16 protein-coding genes and 1 pseudogene are annotated in these 21242 nt (G+C 38.1%); 14 read left to right on the forward strand and 3 right to left on the reverse strand.

Annotated elements, in window-relative coordinates:
* Positions 1 to 10: 10 nt before the first annotated feature.
* The 10 genes and pseudogenes from PBV53_RS04435 to PBV53_RS04480 all read left to right on the forward strand — a co-directional run bounded on the left by PBV53_RS04435 (position 11) and on the right by PBV53_RS04480 (position 13140).
* A complete protein-coding gene (locus tag PBV53_RS04435; protein WP_270095975.1) occupies positions 11 to 1318 on the forward strand; it encodes a polysaccharide pyruvyl transferase family protein in 1308 nt (435 codons plus the stop codon).
* Positions 1319 to 2041, forward strand: coding sequence for a WbqC family protein (locus PBV53_RS04440; RefSeq protein ID WP_270095976.1), 723 nt, complete (start codon positions 1319 to 1321; stop codon positions 2039 to 2041).
* Positions 2042 to 2100: 59 nt separating this feature from the next.
* Positions 2101 to 2505, forward strand: coding sequence for a GNAT family N-acetyltransferase (locus tag PBV53_RS04445; RefSeq protein ID WP_270095977.1), 405 nt, complete (start codon positions 2101 to 2103; stop codon positions 2503 to 2505).
* Positions 2506 to 2615: 110 nt separating this feature from the next.
* Positions 2616 to 4097 (forward strand): lipopolysaccharide biosynthesis protein, encoded by a 1482-nt coding sequence (locus PBV53_RS04450; RefSeq protein ID WP_270095978.1) that lies wholly within the window; start codon positions 2616 to 2618, stop codon positions 4095 to 4097.
* Between the two features lie 246 nt (positions 4098 to 4343).
* Positions 4344 to 5507 (forward strand): TDP-N-acetylfucosamine:lipid II N-acetylfucosaminyltransferase family protein, encoded by a 1164-nt coding sequence (locus tag PBV53_RS04455; protein ID WP_270095979.1) that lies wholly within the window; start codon positions 4344 to 4346, stop codon positions 5505 to 5507.
* A gap of 764 nt (positions 5508 to 6271) precedes the next feature.
* Positions 6272 to 7231: pseudogene (locus PBV53_RS04460) on the forward strand (IS630 family transposase).
* Between the two features lie 25 nt (positions 7232 to 7256).
* Positions 7257 to 8150, forward strand: a complete 894-nt coding sequence (locus PBV53_RS04465) for a glycosyltransferase family 2 protein (RefSeq protein ID WP_270095980.1) — start codon at positions 7257 to 7259, stop codon at positions 8148 to 8150.
* A 1-nt stretch (position 8151) separates the two neighbouring features.
* Positions 8152 to 9342, forward strand: a complete 1191-nt coding sequence (locus PBV53_RS04470) for an AGE family epimerase/isomerase (protein ID WP_270095981.1) — start codon at positions 8152 to 8154, stop codon at positions 9340 to 9342.
* Positions 9335 to 10348, forward strand: coding sequence for a glycosyltransferase family 2 protein (locus PBV53_RS04475; RefSeq protein ID WP_270095982.1), 1014 nt, complete (start codon positions 9335 to 9337; stop codon positions 10346 to 10348). The genes PBV53_RS04470 and PBV53_RS04475 overlap by 8 nt, the downstream gene beginning before the upstream one ends.
* Before the next feature lie 335 nt (positions 10349 to 10683).
* Positions 10684 to 13140: an oligosaccharyl transferase, archaeosortase A system-associated gene (locus PBV53_RS04480; protein WP_270095983.1), complete on the forward strand. Its 2457-nt coding sequence runs from the start codon at positions 10684 to 10686 to the stop codon at positions 13138 to 13140.
* 171 nt (positions 13141 to 13311) lie between these two features.
* Here PBV53_RS04480 and PBV53_RS04485 read toward each other — a convergent pair whose 3' ends face one another.
* Complete coding sequence (locus PBV53_RS04485) at positions 13312 to 14427, reverse strand: RNA-guided endonuclease InsQ/TnpB family protein (protein WP_270095984.1); 1116 nt, start codon at positions 14425 to 14427, stop codon at positions 13312 to 13314.
* A 131-nt stretch (positions 14428 to 14558) separates the two neighbouring features.
* Between PBV53_RS04485 and galU the strand changes: the two genes are divergently transcribed.
* From galU to PBV53_RS04505, 4 genes are all read left to right on the forward strand, one after another.
* Positions 14559 to 15425 (forward strand): UTP--glucose-1-phosphate uridylyltransferase GalU, encoded by an 867-nt coding sequence (gene galU, locus PBV53_RS04490; RefSeq protein ID WP_270095985.1) that lies wholly within the window; start codon positions 14559 to 14561, stop codon positions 15423 to 15425.
* Positions 15426 to 15514: 89 nt separating this feature from the next.
* The gene (locus PBV53_RS04495; RefSeq protein ID WP_270095986.1) at positions 15515 to 16006 is read left to right on the forward strand and encodes a LeuD/DmdB family oxidoreductase small subunit; all 492 of its coding nucleotides are present in this window, start codon (positions 15515 to 15517) and stop codon (positions 16004 to 16006) included.
* Between the two features lie 8 nt (positions 16007 to 16014).
* Positions 16015 to 16875, forward strand: coding sequence for a DUF7714 family protein (locus PBV53_RS04500; RefSeq protein WP_270095987.1), 861 nt, complete (start codon positions 16015 to 16017; stop codon positions 16873 to 16875).
* 16 nt (positions 16876 to 16891) lie between these two features.
* Positions 16892 to 17887, forward strand: a complete 996-nt coding sequence (locus PBV53_RS04505; protein ID WP_270096655.1) for an isocitrate/isopropylmalate family dehydrogenase — start codon at positions 16892 to 16894, stop codon at positions 17885 to 17887.
* Between the two features lie 55 nt (positions 17888 to 17942).
* Here PBV53_RS04505 and arlJ read toward each other — a convergent pair whose 3' ends face one another.
* Positions 17943 to 19598 carry an archaellar assembly protein ArlJ/FlaJ gene (gene arlJ / locus PBV53_RS04510; RefSeq protein WP_270095988.1) on the reverse strand — a complete coding sequence of 552 codons (1656 nt, stop codon included), beginning with the start codon at positions 19596 to 19598 and terminating at the stop codon, positions 17943 to 17945.
* Between the two features lie 9 nt (positions 19599 to 19607).
* Positions 19608 to 21215, reverse strand: a complete 1608-nt coding sequence (flaI, locus tag PBV53_RS04515) for an archaellum flagellar ATPase motor FlaI (protein WP_270095989.1) — start codon at positions 21213 to 21215, stop codon at positions 19608 to 19610.
* Between the last annotated feature and the right edge of the window lie 27 nt (positions 21216 to 21242).

The following is a 21242-nucleotide window of genomic DNA, read 5'->3' on the forward strand; positions in this document are numbered from 1 at the left end:
GGGGCAAAATATGAATATATTAGTAATGGGTCAATGCACCTTGCATTGGGGGAGAATGGAGTTTGGAAACATAGGCAACTACTATATAATAGAGCCTTTTATGCGTGAGCTACATGCAGCATTTTCTGGTAGTACAATACGGACAACGATGCAAATGTCACAACGTTTCTGTGATGCTGAGCGGGTAGAGGTGTTGCCGATGGAATTGTACTATGGCTGGAAAGAAAATGAGTTGGCTTCAGTAGAACAAGAATTGGTCATATCTGAGTTATATAAATCAACAGGAAAGCTTGATAGCACTACGCCGTACATTGAAGCTGTGATGTGGGCTGACTTAGTCATTGATTTTAGTGGTGATATATGGGGTGATAATGCAAATTTTCTTGGACAAGATCGTTTTAAAATTGGCTTGATAAAAGATCAAGTATCTATGAACCTCGGTAAGAAGACTGTTATGCTTGCGGGTTCACCAGGCCCATTTTCTGATGATGAGAACAAGTTACTTGCCAAAAAAGTATACCAGCAATTTGATCTTGTAACGAATCGTGAACCAATTAGTACAGAACTCTTAAATAAAGATGGTTTTGATCTTAGCAAGACACAAAGTCTAGCATGCCCTGCATTTTTATTCGAACCAGCCATTGGTCCAGAAGTTGAACAACTTCTAGAAAGCGAAGGATTAGCAAAAACCGACAGAAAAAAACCAATTATTGGCTTTATTTTGTGTGGTTGGAATTTTGAAACTGGTCCATTTGATAAGTGTCCAAGAGATGATCAGGATTATGTTAAATTCGCTGAAGCAGTGGAATATATGACTGATATACTGGGGGTTCAAGTTTGCCTAATGTCCCATTCAAATGGTTTTGATATTCCACCAGCACCTTTTGTATTAAGGCATGGTCGTGATTATCCAATTATTAAGCAGCTTCAAAAAGTCATCGAAGAGCGAGGTATTGCTAAAGATTTCTTTACACTTAATGGTGTGTACGATACTTGGCAAACCAAAGCAATTGTGGGTTCATTTGATATGTTGGTTAGTGGTCGTGTTCATGGTGCAGTTGCAGGTCTTTCACAATCAGTTCCAACTGTCATTATTGATTACGGACATGAACCGAAAGCGCATAAGTTGATAGGCTTTGCGACAGTAGCTGGTGCTCGAGAATATGTGGCAGACCCATCTAATGAAAATGACTTGAAACTAAAAATTAAGAAGTGTTGGGACAATAAAGAATCATACAAAAACCATCTTAATCAACACATTTCAAAAGTGAAACAGATGTCTAAGAACAATTTTGAAATGTTGAAGGGGCTTTTTTAAATGGGTAAAACAGTAAATATTGCCATTATGCAGCCATATTTTTTGCCTTATATTGGTTACTGGCAACTTATTAATGCGGTTGATAAGTTTGTAGTTTATGACAATATTCAGTTTACCAAGAAAAGCTGGATACGTCGTAATCGCATCCTTCAAAATGGTAAAGATTTCTTGTTTACAATTCCTCTTAAATCTGGTTCAGATTATTTAGACATTCGTGAAAGATTAATTTCTGATAAATATTTTGACACAGATGCAGATAAATTTATACGAAAAATGAGAGATGGATATCGGAAAGCGCCATATTTTAACGAAGCAATGCCATCTATTGAAAAATGTATCAGATGTGATGAAAAAAACCTTTTTACATTCATTTGGAACTCAATAAAAACAATTTCCGAATATCTTGAAATACATACTGAAATTATCATTTCATCACAAGTTGAAATGGACCACTTATTAAAAGGCCAAGAAAGAGTTCTAGAGATTTGCAGACATCTATCGGCTACCTCCTATATAAATGCAATTGGAGGCTTGGAACTTTATGATAAAGAAACATTTGAAGCCAAAGGAATTGAACTTAAATTTATAAAATCAGAAACTGGTGAATATGACCAGTTTGGAAATGAATTTGTACCGAACCTCTCAATCATAGATGTTATGATGTTCAATTCAAAGAACGATATTAAAAAGATGCTTGGCATGTATGATATTATTCGTAATTGAAGAATGCTACCTAAATCATCATTAAAATGTGTCAAAATATTAATAGAGAATCGAGTTTAATGGCAATAAAAAGCTATTTGAATGCTATGTGTGATTCCTTTATTCCACCTTTGGATCAAGTAGTTGATATAAATAAATATTCAGATAAACTTGTTCAAAACGCTGACTGTTTTTTCATCCAAAATAATGGAAAAACTATCGGTTTTTTGGCAGTCTATGCAAATGATTATTCGAAAAAAATAGCTTTCATTAGCTCGATTTCGATTATGCCTGAATATCAAAGTACTGGAATCTCTCAGAAATTGATTGATTTTTCAATTGAGTATTCAAGGAAAAAAGGAATGAACTTTATGAAACTTGAAGTAAATAAAAACAATACTAAAGCAATAAAATTTTATATCAAAAATTTATTTAAAATTGAATCTGTTAACCATAATAATATCATAATGGTTAAGAATATATGACGATGTTAATCAAAAATAATAATTTTTCACTAGTTACACTACTGAATCAATTATAATGAGATTAGTTTATAAATTGTTATTTTTAAAAATAATTGAGTCAGCTTTCAAACATGCGAACAACTATGAATTCTAGCAATAACCTCCGCCACAAAACAATTACCGGAGTAATCTGGACTTTCTTTGAACAACTACTTCGAGTTGGGATTCAGACAATCACTACAATCATATTAGCGTGGTTCCTACTGCCGGCAGATTTTGGTCTTATGGCCATGACCGCAGTCTTCTTTGCTATTGCCAACTCCTTGATGGATTCTGGGTTTAGTCAGGCCCTCATTCGTAAAAAAGAGGTTGATCAAACAGATTATTCCACGGCTTTCTATGCAAATTTAGTGTTGGGGCTTTTGGCTTACTTACTTCTTTTCGCTTCTGCATCCCTAATAGCAAGTTTTTACAATGAACCAAGGTTGGTAATGTTAGTTCGTGTAGTGGGCTTGGTAGTGATTATCAATTCTTTCCAAATGGTTCAAGTAGCAGACCTAACCCGAAATTTGAACTTTAAAATCCAATTCAAAGTTACTATGCCTTCAGCAATCTTTTCCGGTGTTGTAGCAATATCAATGGCAGTAATGGGATTTGGGATCTGGAGTCTGGTAGCTCAGATGCTAATGTCATCTTTTGCTGCTACAGCACTTTACTGGATTGTTAATAAATGGAGGCCCAGTAAAGATTTCAGTGTAGAATCACTTAATGAGATGTTTGGTTTTGGGTCAAAACTTTTTCTATCTAGCCTAATAAATACCGTTTTCCAAAATATTTATATCATAGTTATTGGCAAACTCTTTTTAGCAACACTGGTGGGTTATTATTTCTTCGCCCAGAAACTTCAACAAGTTGTTGTGACACAATTAACAAATGCAATCCAAAAGGTTACCTATCCGGCACTATCAACAATACAGGATGACAACAAAGCTCTTAAGGAATTTTATCGTAAAATCATTCAGGTTGTTACCTACATTGTTTTTCCTTGTATGATAGCTCTTGTAGTGCTAGCCGAGCCTCTATTCAGTGTTATGTTAAAGGATGATTGGCTGCCTGCAGTACCTTATTTACAGCTTTTGTGTATAGCGGGTTTGTTATACCCCCTGCATGCAATCAACTTGAATATTCTCAAAGTTAAAGGTAGATCTGATCTCTTCTTGTATTTAGAAATTATTAAAAAACTCATGATTGTGATAATTATATTAATTAGTGTACAGTTTGGTATTTTTGGGATTCTAGTGGGACAGATTGTTAGCTCAGTATTGGCTTATATTCCCAACAGCTATTTTTCAGTAAAAATGATTGACTACTCTGTATCAGAACAGTTAAAAGACTTCATACCCACACTTTTATTATCTATTACAATGGGAGTTTTTATGTATGTCACAGGCTCGGTATTACCAATTGGAAACTTTGCTTATCTTTTAGTTATTGGGTTAGCAGGAACTGTATTCTATGTGCTAATCAACCACTTATTAAAAATGCCGGCACAATTACTAATGTTGCAGATAATAAAAGAACAATATCTTAAAACGGGTCATAATCATGGATGAAACACAAGCACTTTTAGTATTCACATACAGTCATAGCTATAAGAGATGCTAGTGAATGTTTTCATACTAGAATAAACCAATTTTCTGTTGGAATTATCATACGTGATGATGAATCAACAGACATAACAGTCGATATTATCAGAGAATAAGGAGTAAATATCCTCTGATAATAAAGTGATCCACAGAGAATATATCTATACGAATGTAGGTTTCGGTTTATTAAATAATACTAAAATGTGATGTAATATGATTGAGAATATAAAAATTCTTCACTTTGTCCCAGATGATAAATTTACGGATACTGCTTATCTAAATTTTGAGTCCGTCGCGCCTTCATGTAATACATTTTTTGTACCTTCAATGACTAAAAATTTGAAATACATTGAGAAAACACCTGTTGAATTTATCAACCCTATTTCATTCAAAAATCCATTTTTTATGAAATCATTAAATAAATATGATATTATTGTTCTTCACTCACTTAGTGTATTTAATCAAGAAATTGTAGCACATGCCAACCCGTGTTTAAAATTTGTGTGGATTGGGATGGGTTATGATTACTATGATCTTATATATGAAAATCCGGAGTGCCTATATCAAAAACGAACTAGAGATATTGTTAAAAATCTACACATCAAAAAAAAATCAAACGATGGCATTTTAAAACAGATTGCAAATAATATATTGCATAAACAATTAGAAAAAAAATCAATTGTTGAGAAAATAAACTTTTTTGCACCTGTTCTAGAAAATGAATACGAAATGGTTGCTTCTAAATTTGCCTTTAATTTTCCAAATTATGTAGACTGGAACTATGGTAGCACAGTGAGGATGATTGAAGGAAAAATAAAGCATTGTAAACTAAATAATAATGATATACTTGTAGGCAATAGCGCTACACCTACAAATAATCATTTGGAAGTGTTTGATTTTCTAAGAACTCAAAATTTAAAAGGGAAAAAAATAATCTGTCCGTTGAGTTATGGTAATTCTGAGTATGCACACATTATAAAAAATGCTGCCAGTATTTATTTTGGCAATCGTTTTTTAGCTGTAGATAAATTCATTCCATATGATAATTATATTAGTATAATAAGTTCTTGCTCTAATGTGATAATGAATCATCATAGGCAGCAAGGCGGAGGCAATATTACAGCTATGTTGTACATGGGAGCCAAAGTTTTTTTGAATACGCTGAACCCATTTTATACATTTTATAAAGGAAAGGGTGCAGTTGTGTTTTCTTTAGATGAGTTATATAATAATCCTAAATTATTAGATTTACATTTATCAGAAGAAGATATTGAAAAAAATAGACAAATTATAAAGTTGGCATTTAATGAAAAGGCAATACTAGATAAAACAGAAAAGTTAATAAAAAAAGTAATCTCTTCAGAGCTTTCCGATTAATCCATTAAAAATCAGTTTATTAAAAAAAATAATAAAAGGATAAAATAGCTGAGATACATGGATCTAATTATTAAATAAAATATAGCTTTGTAAAATTCCTAGTTTGATACTAAAAATAACCCTTACATAATTATCAAGGTATTAGTGCATAACCTTGATAGGTATGCCAGGATAATTTTTATTATTCAAATGAGGATTTCTACAGAGCCGAATTTCAATTTTTACTGTAGCAATCTACGAAATAAATCGAGTTAAGTCTTGTAACTAATTTGTGAAGTGAGGTGAAGTTTGGAATCTGTTTAATTTTGATTCTTAATTTAAGTTTATTCATTACTTCGACAATTATAAAAATATCTCTATAATCTTCATTCAGTTACTCTTTCAATAAAACCAATATCAACATATGATGGCGTGTTTCTTTTTTTGGAATACTTGCAACCATGGATCTGAAGATGTGAGTTACTTTATAAAAATAGTACTATATCAAGAAGCTTTAAACATTCGTTAGTAAAAACATATTCATCAACTTCGTGTTTTCTGTGATACATACTACTAAGGAGATTATTTTTAAAATTTTATGTAAAATTAATTATAAACTCAGATTTCTACAGAGCCACAATTATATCCATCTATATCTTATTAAAAAAACATATTTAGAGTCTAAATATAATTACGTTCCATAAACATAAATATGTTTTGTCTGTCTAACAAATATATTATAGCCAATCACATAATTTATGGTACATCATCTACAATATTCTTTTATGACAAAACTTGAACAAATACCTATTCAAAAGCCTATCAACGATGATGAACTTTTAGATTAAATAAAGACTGAGAAAAATGCAAGAGTTCTTAAAAGGCTGTACTCTGTCAAGTATCGCTATGAAGGCAACAGTGTAAAAGTTTCATCTGAAAGGGTAGGCGTATCGAGAAATGTTGGTCATATCTGGCAGAGAAGATGGTTATGATGGATTGATTCCAAAGTATAGTGGGGGAAGACCATCAAAGCTTTCAGATGAACAGAAAGTTCAACTCAAAGAGATTCTTAAGGAAAGAGATGATTGGATAACAAAAGAGATCAAATATCTTATACTCAAAGAATTTGTTGTCGAATATAGTCTGATGCAGATTCATGGAATTTTGAAGAAATTTGGCATGAAATTTGCAAAACCTTATCCTCATGATTACAGAAAACCTGTCAATGCAGAAGACACTTTAAAAAAAGATACCTCTAATCGATGAAAATATTATCATGGGCTTTCTTGATGAATCTTCACCTCAAACCACAGCAAATACTCAAAGACTCTGGTCATTCAATAAACCAAAGATATCCAAGAATACAACAAGAATAAAAGTAAATGCATTTGGATTCTATTCCATAAATGGAAATTCTGTTATTGATTTCAAAGAACATTCAAAAAAAGAAGATGTGTGTGAGTTTCTGAAAGATATCAAGGGCAAAAGATACGATTGAGTATGCAGTGAAAAATAAGATCGAACTGATTTATCTTCCACCATATTCCCCAGACCTAAATCCAATCGAGCATATATAGGAAAGTATAAAGAGAGTCATTTCATCTATATTCATAATTGATGCAAATCATATGAAGCATCTGATATTTGATGCGTTCATCAAATATTCATCAAAAATTAGTTTTGCAAAGAGATGGATTGAAAAGTTTGTTGATGAAGATTATAAGCAAAAAATATTAGGTTATTAACTATAATTATATATTGTGAGTACAAATGTCCACTAGCAACACAGAACTTCCATCAGTATCTATTATTGCTCCTGTTTACAATGCAGAGAAGGAGGTAGATAAACTACTTGATTCCCTCATGAATCTGGAGTATCCGCAAGACCTACTGGAAATTATCATAGTTGATAACAAATCTACAGATAACACAAGTGAAATCATAAAAAAATATCCCGTTAAACGTCTGGATGAAAATGAGATTCAAAGTTCTTATGCTGCTCGAAATAAGGGCATAAAATATGCAAATGGTTATCTTTTAGTTTTTATTGATTCTGATTGTATTGCTTCATCGAAGTGGTTGAATGAGGGTATAAAACTATTTTCGGATGGTGCTGATCTTGTAGGGGGGAAGGTTGAGTTCTATTTTTCAGAAAAAGAAACAGCTGCTGAGATGTATGATTCTATGACTAATATGCAGGTGGAACATAACATCAGGGACAGGAAGGTAGCTAAAACTGCAAACCTGTTTGTAAGATCATCTTTGTTTGATGAAATTGGCATGTTCCCGGACAACGTAACTTCTGGAGGGGATGTTCAATGGACTGCAAGGGCAACCAGAGCAGGCTACAAACTTGTCTATGCACCGGAAGCCGTTGTTAAACATCCTACAAGGAAATTGAAAGAATTGCTTAAAAAGCAATATCGAGTTGGCAAGGGTAAAATGAAAGCCCTGAATTCAGAGGACAGGGATTCTGATAAAAAATCCCTATTAAAATCTCTGTTCCCAAAAATTGCAGATATAAAAAACTTGATCAATGAAAGAGGGAACAAGGGAATGAATAAAAAACTACTTAGGGTCTGGTGTGTTGCGTTTCTGTGCAATGTGGCAACCGGATTCGGGATTTTGGCAATATCTTTGAGCAATCTTAAGAAGGGAAAATAAAATGATGCTAAGCGAGATATTGATACACATCTCTGAAAAAGCATTTGAACTTCAGAATAAGGATGGTTCGTTCCCTGGAGGCCACAATGGTCCTTATCATGATCTGGAAACACCAGTACGCAATTCAGGGCACTGGCTCATAACCTTTGCTAAATGCTATGAATTAACTGGAGAAGACAGGTATATACAAAAAGTATCCGAAATAGCTGAATACTTATATTCAAAAAATGCAAGACCTAAAGGTTATTCCTTTTATCATCGGAACAGCAAAGGGAAGGATAAATGCAATGGTGTGGTAGGTCAGGCCTGGACAATTGAAGCGCTGGCAGAGGCTACAAAAATCCTAGGTGATAGTAAATATGCTTCACTTGCAGAAGAGGTGTTTCTACAGCATCCATTCAATTATGAGTGCGGTCTCTGGAATCGACTTGAGATCAATGGTCAAATTCTGACAATGGACGAAACTTTCAACCATCAGTTATGGTTTGCTGCATGTGGCTCACTTATTAATGGTAATAAAAACTCAGAAATTAATTCCAGAATAAAAAGATTCATGAGCTGCTTACCACAAAATTTAACAGTACATGACAATGGCCTTATTCATCACCACATCGAGAAATTAAGAGAAAATACATTATTGAGTGATCTAAAGTATCATAACAAATTGGATAAGGAATTATTGAATACTCTTCAAAAAATAAGATACACAAATTTGTTAAAATTTATCCCATTAATGGGACAAACAAAAGAAAAACGAATTCAAAAACAATTATATAAATCAATTGGTTATCATTCTTTCAATATGCATGCTTTTGCTCTTTTGGAAAGTCAAATTCCTTCACATAAATTCTGGAATTCTGAACCATTTAAAAGAGCTATTGATTATATGTCCAAAGACGAGTACATAAAAGCATTAGATCAAAATATATATGGATATCCTTACAATCCTCCTGGCTTTGAAGTGCCTTATTCATTGTTCACTTTAAAAGATATGGGCAAAAATAAATTGATTAAAACCATTGAATTTTGGGTAAATGAGCAATTCAGTAGGTGTTACAATAAAAAAACATATTCTATGGACAGAAATAACGAAGACCCATCAACACATACCGCAAGAATATATGAATTAACTCGCTTGCCAATAAATTTGTTAAAAACAACCGAAATTGATGATGTGGAATTGGTTGGGTAAAATAATCAATCAGGTTTTACAAATAGTTCAAATGCAATTTATTATATCAAAAATGGTAATTGAGAATATGGCCAACAGTTTTGAACAAGATTCAAGAATTCCATTTATATCCGTTATCACGCCTGTATATAATGACCCTAAAGGTCTTAAGGATACATTAAAATCATTAGTAAACCAGGATTATCCTCAAGATTATTTTGAGATAATTGTAGCTGATAATGGGTCTACGGATAAAACGTTGGATGTTGCAAGAGAGTTTCTCCAAGAATATCCAGAATTAATAAAGATTGTTATTGAGGATTCTATCCAAAGTTCTTATGCAGCACGTAACAAAGGTATAACGGCTGCTAAAGGAGATATAATTGCTTTTATCGATTCTGACATGTCTGTGGAGATGGATTGGCTCACAAGGATAGATACATCGTTAAAAAAATATCAAACCGATTATCTTGCCTGTGGGGTTGATATTTATTCGGAAAGCAACTCTCTGTCTGCATTATATAACAAATTATCTGGTTTCCCAATCGTAGAATACATAAATAATCGTCATTTTGCACCTACTTGTTGTTTGGTTGTCAGAGCAACAGTTTTTGATAAAGTGGGTTTATTCAATCCAAATTTGATTTCAAGCGGGGATTACGAATTTGGAAACAGGGCTTTCGATTCTGGGTATAAATTGGATTATGATCTAGATATAGTTATGAACCATCCAGCAAGAACCTCATATAAGCAACTTCTCAAAAAGTCGTTCCGTATAGGCAGAGGATTCTATCAGCTGTCGTACTATAATCCTGAACTTTATACAAAGATGAATCGAGGCATTACAACCTCAATGTCCAGGTCACATAAAAGTTCGTGGAATCTGTTTACGTTCAAAAAAGATAGTCAAATTTGGCAAGATTTAACAATTTTGAATAAACTTGGTTTGTACTTGATAGATATCACAAATAAGTTAGCAAAGCCCATAGGCTATGTTTATGAAAAACACTTCCAAAAGATAAATTAAAGATACTTATTTTTACATCATTCCATATTTGGGCTCTGTATATATTCTCGCTATTCGGACACTAATCCAATTTAAAAGATTATGGAATATGTTATATGATGTTGGAATACAATCCCAGTTCCAGTCCATAGGTGTTGATTTTCATAGGTTTTCTACAGAGCCCATATTTGGTTAATTTAAAAAAATGATTCTGAGAGTATCATGCGAAAATGATTGAAAATTAAATTAGGCATAGTTATTTCAATCTTAAAACATATTAAATTCAAAACGCTTAAATTATATGACACAATACAATATTATAATCCGAATATTAATAACAATAATGAGTGGACCCCATGACCAATGAAGGCAAAGACAACATTATACATATTCTTCCATATCTTGCAGGCGTAATCCTAGCTTTCCTAATAGCACTGTACATAAGAACTATCCCTAAAGCAAGTGTGTTTCTCTCTAACGGCTTTGTTCGATTCGGGGGTAATGATCCATGGTACCATCTCAGGAATGTCGAATCAATTGTGAATAATTTCCCGAATATGCTGTGGTTTGATGCATATACCCAGTATCCAAATGGTACTGATCAGGTATTTGCACCGTTATTTGACCTTGTACTCGGAACCATTATCTGGATACTTGGAGGTGGAAACCCAAGTCAGGACTTAATTTATACAGTTTCCGCGTACTACCCTGCATTCTTAGGGGCATTGGTGGTAGTTCCAACATATTTTGTTGCCAAATGGTTGTTCAACCGTGAGACTGGACTATTAGCATCACTGCTCGTTGCAATATCATCCGGTCAATTTCTCTCCAGGTCGATTTTGGGATTCAATGATCACCACATTGCTGAAACTCTGTTGAGTACGGTTGCAGCAATGTTTCTCATAATCGCAATAAAGAAGGCAAATGATTCTGGGCTCTCTTTTGATGATTTGAAAAATTCAAAGTTTAAGAATTTGAAACCAGCTCTCCCATATCTTGTACTATCAGGTATTGCACTGGGTGCCTACTCACTGGCATGGAAAGGGGCACTTTTCTTCAGTTTTATTATAGGTGTTTACATAGCGGTTCAGCATGTAATGGATCATCTGAATGGTCGATCTACCGATTATCTGGCTATCAGTGGAATGGTCATATTTGCTGTCGCGCTTATTATTGTTCTATTGACACCACATCTGGGAGGCACAAAAGCACTACACATTAAAGGGTTGCTTGCGGGTATCGTTGCATTCCCTGTCCTTACTGGAATGTCGATAGCTATGAGCCGGAAAAAACTCAACAAATATTATTATCCCGGTTTAGCTGCAGTTCTTTTTGTAGGCGGGATCATAATTTCAAAACAGGTGTCTCCTTCTGCATATTCACTGGTGACAAGTGTTTTCAGTTACTTCACACGAACAGGCGGTGGTCTCACCATAGCCGAAGCATCCCCTCTCCTCTCCATGGGTGGTCAGTTCTCCTTCGCTCCATTCTGGGGCAATTTCACAACCCTTGGATACATATCACTCTTAGCAATAGTCTTTCTCGGTTATGAAACATTCAAGAAGAACAACTCTCCCGAAAGAACGTTCCTGTTGGTCTGGACCTTCATGATCATATGGGCCATGCTACAGCAGAACCGTTTTGCATACTATTATTCAGTGAACGCTGCGATCTTGTCTGCTTATGTCGGTATCAAGGTTCTGGAGCTTGCAGGCTGGAAAGGCCTGCTCGAGGATATAAGATCAAAGAATAAGTTCGACATCAAGAACATCAAGATCTGGCATATACTTTCAGTTCTGGTGATAATACTTGTCTTCATGTATCCAAGTTACAATATGTCAATGCAACAGTCCCAGTATACAGGTGGTCCCAATGGCTACTGGATCGAAACTACAATGTGGCTGAACTCTAACACACCCGACCCTGGCTTGGATTATTACGAGAGCTATGAAGTGCCTGCAAAAGGTGAGAGCTACCAGTATCCTGATGCTGCATACGGTGTGATGTCCTGGTGGGACTACGGGCACTGGATAGAAGTGATCGGTCACCGTATCCCAAATGCCAATCCGTTCCAGCAGGGAGTCGGAGGCCGCAGGAACAGCATGGAGGAAGAGAACCGCCCGGGTGCATCCACATTCTTCACAGCACAGTCTGAAGAAGAAGCCACAGCAGTTCTTGAGGCAATACATCCTGATCCGGAGAAGGCCGGTGCAAGATACATCGTCTCTGATGTGGAGATGGCTACCGGTAAGTTCTATGCAATGGCTGCATGGACCCTTGATACCAACGATTATTACATTCCTGTACAGACAGATATGGGTACACAGACAGTACCGGGGCCAAGGTATTTCAATTCCATGGAATCACGGCTACATATCTTTGATGCGAGGGGCCTTGAACAATATCGTATGGTTTACGAATCCCCTGTTGGCAACTCTGCAGAGACCGGTTACAAGAACATTTACAATGCACTCTTTGAAGGAGATCTCGCTTTGGAAGATACCGGATATGTCAAGATCTTCGAGTATGTTGAGGGTGCACAGATCGTTGGTGAAGCACCTGAAGGTGAGGAAGTTGTAATCTCCACAACTATACAGACCAACATTGGCAGAACCTTCGTATATTCACAGTCAACTGTCTCGGATGGAACTTACTCATTTACAGTGCCATATTCCACACAGGGACCAATTGAAGGGGAGACCCAGTTCGATACCATGCCGGTTGGACCTTACAAGGTAACCTATGGTAGTGTTGTGGAAGAAGTGGATGTAAGTGAAAGGGACGTACTGGATGGAAATGTGATAGAGGTCTGATGCACAGGTTTTGTGCATCTTCCAGCAATGCATCTTTATTGCTTTGCTGGGCCAACCATCATGATTTGACAACGAAGGTCTATGTAAGGTCGATAAGGTCCAATGTTATGATCATTATAAGGGATGTTTAAGTCAACTGCTCTCATCTAACGAAAGGAGCTTGTAAGTAAATCACTGCGCCGTATCTTGTACAGCACTCATCCCTACATTCGGCTGATTGACAGACAGCCTACTCAGGCAGGATATGCCTGCTTGAGCTATGTTACGAGCAGCATTGAGGTCAGCATGTATCTGAAATCCACAATTACGACAACGGTAAGAACTACCATCCCGATTCCCTTTGTAAGTGTGTCCACATTTGGAACACTTCTGACTGGGAAATCTGGGATCGACCGAGATAACCCGCTTGCCCAGAGCTTCCGCTTTGTAGCGGATAAACTGTTCAAGCTGGTAGAAACTCCAATTGTTGAGTTTCCTGTTAAAGTTCTTGCCTTTACGTTTCTGGACTCTGATACTTGTAAGATCTTCAAGAGCGATCACATCAAAGGGCATATTGACAATATCTTTGGCAATACAATGGTTAACATCCGTCACAAACCGTCTTTCCTTTCTGCGAATCTTCTTAAGAAGACTTTTAGCAGACTTGGTGCCTTTGGATTGGAGTTCCTTCCTCAGATATGCATATTTAGCTCTTGCATTCTTGACCTTGCTGTCATTGAAAAAGACATTATTAGAACAAACTGCGACATTGACAATTCCACGATCAATACCAAGAACAGTATTACCGGATGGTTTAGGAGATTCTGTTCGAAGTGTAACATGCAGATAGAACAAATCATTTCTGCTGTCATAATTCAGAGTAGAACTTCGAACCTCCAATCCAAGATACTGTTCATAGTATTTGGGAATTGTAAAGCAAACCTTGACTCTGCCATTAACTGACGAAACAGAAGCATATCCATGTTCGAAAACAATACGGATTGTATTCTTGTTGTATCTGATTGCAGAGAAAGGGAAACTCTGTGGAAGTCTCTTAAGTTTGACACCCTTAAGAGCTTCACATGCAACATCACGAGCACCCTGAACATGAGAGGAATTGAGTTCAGGGTACCGTTCACGAATGTCATAATAAGTAGCATGGTGGATAGAAACTTTGGAATAAGTATGATTCTCAAACCCATACTTAGCAACCTCGTTGAAAACTTGGTTGAAAAGTACAACTGTCTGCCTGAGATTTTCTTTGCCTTCATCCGGCATCTCTAGCTTAAGTTTAATGGTTCTATCCATGTACATATATATGCACGGATAGCTTAAAAGGATAGTTAACTTGAATATACAAGAAGTGATAACATGAACAAAAATAAGATAACCACTCCATCCCCTCCCAGCTTATGCAAGGAGTCCCAGGAGGGAATTTGATGGATATAAAAAAAGCTGTAATTCCTGTTGCAGGTCTTGGGACCCGGTTCTTGCCGGTGACAAAGTCCATGCCTAAAGAAATGCTTCCAATAATTGACAAACCGGTGATTCACTATGTTGTGGAGGAGGCTATTGCATCTGGTATTAATGATATTATCTTTGTTACGGGGAGGAGCAAACGTTCTATTGAGGATTATTTTGATGGTTCCCCTGAGCTGGAGATGCACCTTAAGGAGCAACATAAGGATGATCTTCTGAAAATGGTGGAGGATATCTCTTCTATGGTGGACATTCACTACATCAGGCAGAAAGAGCCAAGAGGGCTAGGGGATGCTATCATGACCGCCAGGAAACACATTAGTGGGGATCCTTTCGCAGTTCTTCTTGGTGATGATATCATTGTCAACCATACCCCTTGCATCCGGCAGCTCATCGAGGTCTTTAAAAAATACAGGTGCTCTACCATTGCAGTTGAAGAAGTTCCACGGGAGAAGGTAAGCAGTTATGGTATTATTAAGGGTAAACCACTGGAAGGTTCATTGAGTATTCTCGAAGACATTGTGGAAAAGCCTTCCATTGAAGAAGCACCCTCGAACATTGGTGCCATAGGCAGGTATGTGTTCACTCCGGAGATATTCGATTGTATCAAAGATGCTGGAGTGGGCGCTGGTGGGGAGATCCAGCTAACAGATGGTATACGCATGCTCAATGATATGCAGAAGGTCTATGCTTACAAGTTTGCAGGGAAGCGATATGATACCGGGGACAAGTTCGGGTATGTTCAGGCGGTCATTGACTTTGCATTATGCAATGAGGACTTCGGGCCTAAGGTAAGGGACTATCTGAAGACCATTCCAGATATATGATCAACATCTGATAACATTTCCATTCTTTTTTCTTTTTTTCCGCTACTTACTAATATCATTGTGTAAAACCTACTCTTCAGGTGACAACATTGGAAAGTAAGATCAAAGGAAAAGCTTGGGTATTTGGCGATGATGTCGATACTGATGTCATTATCCCTGGTAAGTATCTCAGGACAACTGATATGCAGGTTTTCGCTGACCATGCGATGGAGGGCATAGATCCTGATTTTTCGAAGAAGGTCCACAAAGGCGATGTGGTCGTTGGTGGAAGCAATTTTGGTTGCGGTTCTTCAAGGGAACAGGCAGCTCTTGCTTTAAAATATGGGGGCGTTTCTTGTGTTATCGCGAAGTTCTTTGGGCGTATCTTCTTCCGTAATGCTATCAATGTAGGCCTTCCTCTCATGGAGGCTGATATTGAGTGCAATGAAGGTGATACTGTTGAGGTCGATCTGCATGAAGGCTTGGTGACCGTTAACGGTAAAGTTTTCAAAGGCAACAAACTTCCTGATTTCCTTCTTGAGATCCTGACCGATGGCGGCCTTGTTGAGCACAGGAAAGCGTTGCAAAAAAAGGAACAATAAATGATATTATGATATTTCCTGATGAGTATAAGTGTGTAGGTGTGACCGGGATCTCTCCTGATGAAGTGCACGAGGACATTATCTATTTCCTTTCGGACTACATGGTCGTTGAAGATCAACTAAGTGAGTCCGAGATCGAATATTCCGTTTATCATGTGAACAAGAAAGGAACTGACCTTCTGCGTGAAATTGAGAGCATTGAGCTTATCGCTTCGAAGGGACAGGTCATAAAATATGGACCTCAACTGAACATAAAGGACAGGACCCTTCTTATAGACACAGCAGTGGAATTGTGCAAAGGCGATGTGACCACTGTGATCTTTACAGGCGTTGATAACCACGTGACCTTTGTCCACTCTCCGTCATTATCTGAGATCGTGGAGATCGAAATAGTCGATGTTATACCTCCGGTCCCTTCGTGGCTTTCCCATGTTATAAGACGGCTCGAAACGAGTGGCATTTTCGGGGACCTTGGAGTTCGTTTTACTGAGAATGTCATTGACCTTTCACAGTTCGAGGGTGAGAACACTGTGTTCCCTTGTTCGTGTTCCGGTCTGAAGGGCAAGTTCCTTGACTGCGATACTGTAATGGAAGATGGGGCATTGCTTGTTGGCTGTGAGATCTCTAAAAAACTTTTCGAGACGCGTTTTCCTGATATCAGCTATTCAATGGTGAACATCTGTCCTTTCAAGTCCGATATTTTCAAACCGACAAAGCCTTTCATAACCCGATGTTGCCGTTCAGAAAAGTCAGGCAGGGTCACCATCAATGGTGTGGAAGGGGTAGTGGTCCACTGGGGTGCTTCGGAGTATTTCGTCTCAGAGGCTGTCAGGGACCTGGCACTTGATATTGCAAAGAAAAAGGCATGATGTTATGGTTAAAATAATGAGGGTTGCGATAGTTGAAGGCGATGGTATCGGGAAAGAAGTTATTCCTGCGGCAGTAGAGGTTCTTGATGCGCTTGACCTTCCCATTGAGAAGGTCCCGCTTGAACTTGGATATGGTAAATGGGAAAAATGCGGTGTCGCCATTGATGAGAAGGATCTCGAAATACTGAAAAGCTGTGATTGTGTGCTATTCGGTGCGATCACCACTCCTACTGATCCTAATTACAAAAGTGTTCTTCTTACCATTCGCAAAGAACTTGACATGTATGCCAACATTCGCCCGATAAAACCGCTTCCCGGGCTGGTCGGAGTGACAGGAAAGAATGACTTTGATCTTGTGATCGTGAGGGAGAACACCGAAGGGATGTATTCTTCCATTGAAGAGATACACGATGACGTTGCATATACAAAGCGTGTCGTATCCCGTAAAGGGTCCGAGCGCATTGCAAGAAGCGCATGTAAGCTGGCAAAAGATAGAAAGAATGAGATCACCATCGTACACAAGTCCAACGTTTTGAAATCCGATACCCTTTTCCTTGGGGTTTGCCGGGAGGTCGCTGCCTCTGAGGGAGTGGAGTACAGGGATATGCTTGTGGATGCCATGGCATATAGTCTGATGTCATATCCGGAAAGGTATGATGTGGTGGTGACCACGAATCTTTTTGGTGATATACTCAGTGACATGTCGGCAGCTCTTGTTGGTAGCCTTGGGCTTGTGCCAAGTGCGAATATCGGCGACAAATATGCTTTTTTTGAACCGGTACATGGCAGTGCTCCGGATATTGCAGGAAAAGGGATCGCAAATCCAATTGCAGCTATCCTTAGTATGAAAATGATGCTTGAATGGATGGGCTACGAAAGGGAAGCGGCTCTGGTAGAGAGTGCAGTGGAATTCAGCATAAAGGAAAACATTACTACCCCTGACCTTGGTGGCAGCTCCAGTACTTCCGATGTAGGTAAATTGATGGCTGATCACATTCGGAACAATCTCTGAAAAATAGAATTGTAACCCCTTATTCCAAGGGGTTCATATCTTTTGAAAGATCCTCTCAGGAAGTTCCTAACAAGGTTGCAACTCCTGAAACTGTGATGACTGCACTGAATGCTGATACCCAGACCATTATCACAAAGTCCTTTGATGCCCTTAGGATGTGCCCACCATCAACGAAGCGTAGGAGGAGGGCTGACATTAATGAGTGTGCGACCATGATGAGCAATATCATTGCAGAGAGCACCTCTATGCTACCGATGTCAGGGTTTATGACCATGCCCATGCTCATGCCCTCGGGAATGGAGACCGTTGAGAACATGTCCTGCATTAGATCGACCACACCGATCGAAATATAAAGTGTGAATCCTATGCCACCTGTAAGTCCGTAAAGCACTCCTACGAGGCTCGATGCAGATTGGTATCTCTTTTTTCTCAGACTCACAATACGGTGAAAGTTGTTGGCTATCATCTCTCCGATGACCTCCGGTTTTCCGCCGAGGTTAGTTGCTTCAACGAACATGCCACTGAAACGTTGTATAAGATTACTTCCTGTATTAGCTGCAAAGAAGTTCCATGATTTTTTCTTATCCACGCGGGTATTCAATCTTTTGTACAATGCATTCACATCTTTGGTAAGGGGACCAAAATCATGTATTCGCAGGGCTTTGAGTGCCTCATCTATGAGTCCGCCTCTTGCACCTGCGGAACTTCCGAGAGAACGTATAAGGGAAGGATAGTTCTCGTCTTTCCTTTTGATATCCTTTTCTATATCTGATGCAACATGGCCCATATAGAAAAGAGGTGTTAGTACCACGGCAACAGCGATAGGCAGGTCGAGCTTTCCATATAAGATGACTGCAATAGCTGCAACGATACATCCTGCAATTGATATTGGAATTGACTGATATAGTCTGATCTTTGATTTTGTCAATATCTTTGTTTGTTGCCAGATAGGATCATTTGGCACCTTTGATCTTGTAAATGCTATCATTACCATATCAGTACCAATGAAAACGACAACAACTACTGACATGAGCATTATTACATCCATTCCGGTTATGACCGGCATGATTATTGCAAAGGAGGCAAGGAATATCAGCGCCATGATAAGTGATATGAACAGTTCTTTGATAACTTCTACAGCGTAGAGGGCACTGTTATACATTGCTTCGTATTCATTCATTACAACGTTCTGTTCGGCTTTAAGGAATGATTGTATATCTTCTCCTGACTGAAGTCCGTGTGCAAATCTGTCAAGGAAGTCCTCATAAAGGACAGATGGTGTTCTTTTCGATCCAAAACGGCATGCATCAGCCAAGCTCATGTTCCATACCGTGACCAGATCATATATCTTCTCACTTTCCTTTGCAAGGAACCCATAACTCTCATTCTGGGAAACTATCTTGATTATATCAAGTCTTGGTGTGTCCGCGGTTGAGATTACACCCATATGTGTAATGTAATAGTGCATATTGTTGTCTATTTCGGAGGCTTTCCCTCCAAGTATGGAGAATGGGTAATAGAACACAAAAATTATACAGATCACAGGGAGAAGTGCCGGAAGCATCATAGTGTTCCCTGTGAAAAGACCAGGCAACAATACATAAATTACAATTGAGAATATAAATCCAAAAGCTACTACTGGAACTGCAATTTTCCTTGCATAGTCCCTAGGGTTCATTTCCATTGCATTGAATGCCTTTAGATAATCCATTTATATGCCTCATACTGCAAATGGCAATCCATCAATACCATGTTTATAGAAGTTCACGATGATCTCGAGTACATCGTAATAATCCTTGATGCCTCTCTCTTTCATTTCATCAAGTATCCTTGCCCTTAACATCAGATCCTTGTAAATATCCCTTTTATCTTCATATCCAAGCTGTGTAGCTATCTTGTTCTCAAGAATGAAACTGTTGTTCAATCCTCTGAAAGTATGGGAATCGGTTTCCGGATCCCACTGGAATACAGCTCTTGTGACCACACCGCCAGCATCTTCGTAGTATCCTTCTATTTCTTCAACTGCGAGACATCGTCTGAGGAATTTTCCTTTACGATATACAGCGGACAATATCATCGCAACATTGAGGTTATCGATGAAGGTGACAGGAACATTTATGGGGTCACCTGTTAGACGCTGTATCATCTTTGTTACTGCAGATGCGTGGAAGGTAGCCAATACAGGGTGACCTGTCTGCATACCCTGGAAAGCCACTGCTCCTTCTGCACCACGAATTTCACCTACGATAATATAGTTCGGTCTGGACCTTAGAGCCGCTTTTAGAAGAGCGAAAGTGTCAACTCTCGATTCGGGTGGCCCATCCTCACGTGTTATCAACTGCTGCCATACTGGGTGAGGGGGCTGGACCTCAGCTGTATCTTCTGCTGTGAATATCTTGGAAGTAGGGTTGACGAAAGGAAGACAAGCATTCAGCATGGTGGTCTTTCCACTAGCAGTCTCACCACTAAAGAATATGCTCATTCCATTCTCAAGACACATCCACATGTAAGCGGCCATTTCAGAACTGAGTGCTCCCCACATGATAAGTTCTATGATACTTACAGGAACTTCACTGAACTTACGCATGGTAAAACTACTACCACGCTTACTGACATCAAGACTGTAAATGATATTGATACGGGATCCATCCGGCAGTGCACCATCAGCAATTGGTTTTGCATCACTGACAGGTCTTCCTATCCTTTCACTCATGCTCCTGAGCCATTGGTCAAGGCCTGCCTCGTCTCCGAAGGAAAGGTCTGTCTTCATCATTCCAAATATCTTATGTACGATAAAAATACCGACTATTCCAATGCTATGAATATCTTCAAGATATGGATCTCTGATTATCGGTTCAAGTGGACCGGATCCGATAATGTTCCTTTCGATGTGGTACTGGAGATTGTTGAGTTCCTGCTGTGTTACAGGTATGGTTTTTATTTTTGGCAGTATTTTTTCGATGATGCTCACTTTTTCTCCATCGATCTGACCACCTGCACCAACATTGATCGCACTATTCAAAAGTTTGACAATAAGTTCTTTAAGTTCTTCCTCGTCCTTAGGGACCGGTTCGTTTGCCGATCTTTCAAGGATCAGGTCCATTATTGCATCATACTTCTTTTTTTCAAGATCGTTAAGTAAGGGCTCAATGGAATAGTATCCTATCTCTCCCATTTCCGGAGTTCCATAAATATGAATAAAGACCGGGTCTCCAACGGGAAAAATTACGTTGACATATTCTTCGTCCTGCAGTTCCTTTGAGAGACCAGCAACAAATTCCGGTTGATGTCCTGTTCTGTTTACAAAATCTTTTATATATGTCCCCAAATGTGGGTTTCTTTGTAATGCTTTCTG

Source organism: Methanococcoides alaskense (assembly GCF_027594145.1).
In the GTDB taxonomy this organism is placed as follows: Archaea; Halobacteriota; Methanosarcinia; order Methanosarcinales; family Methanosarcinaceae; genus Methanococcoides; species Methanococcoides alaskense.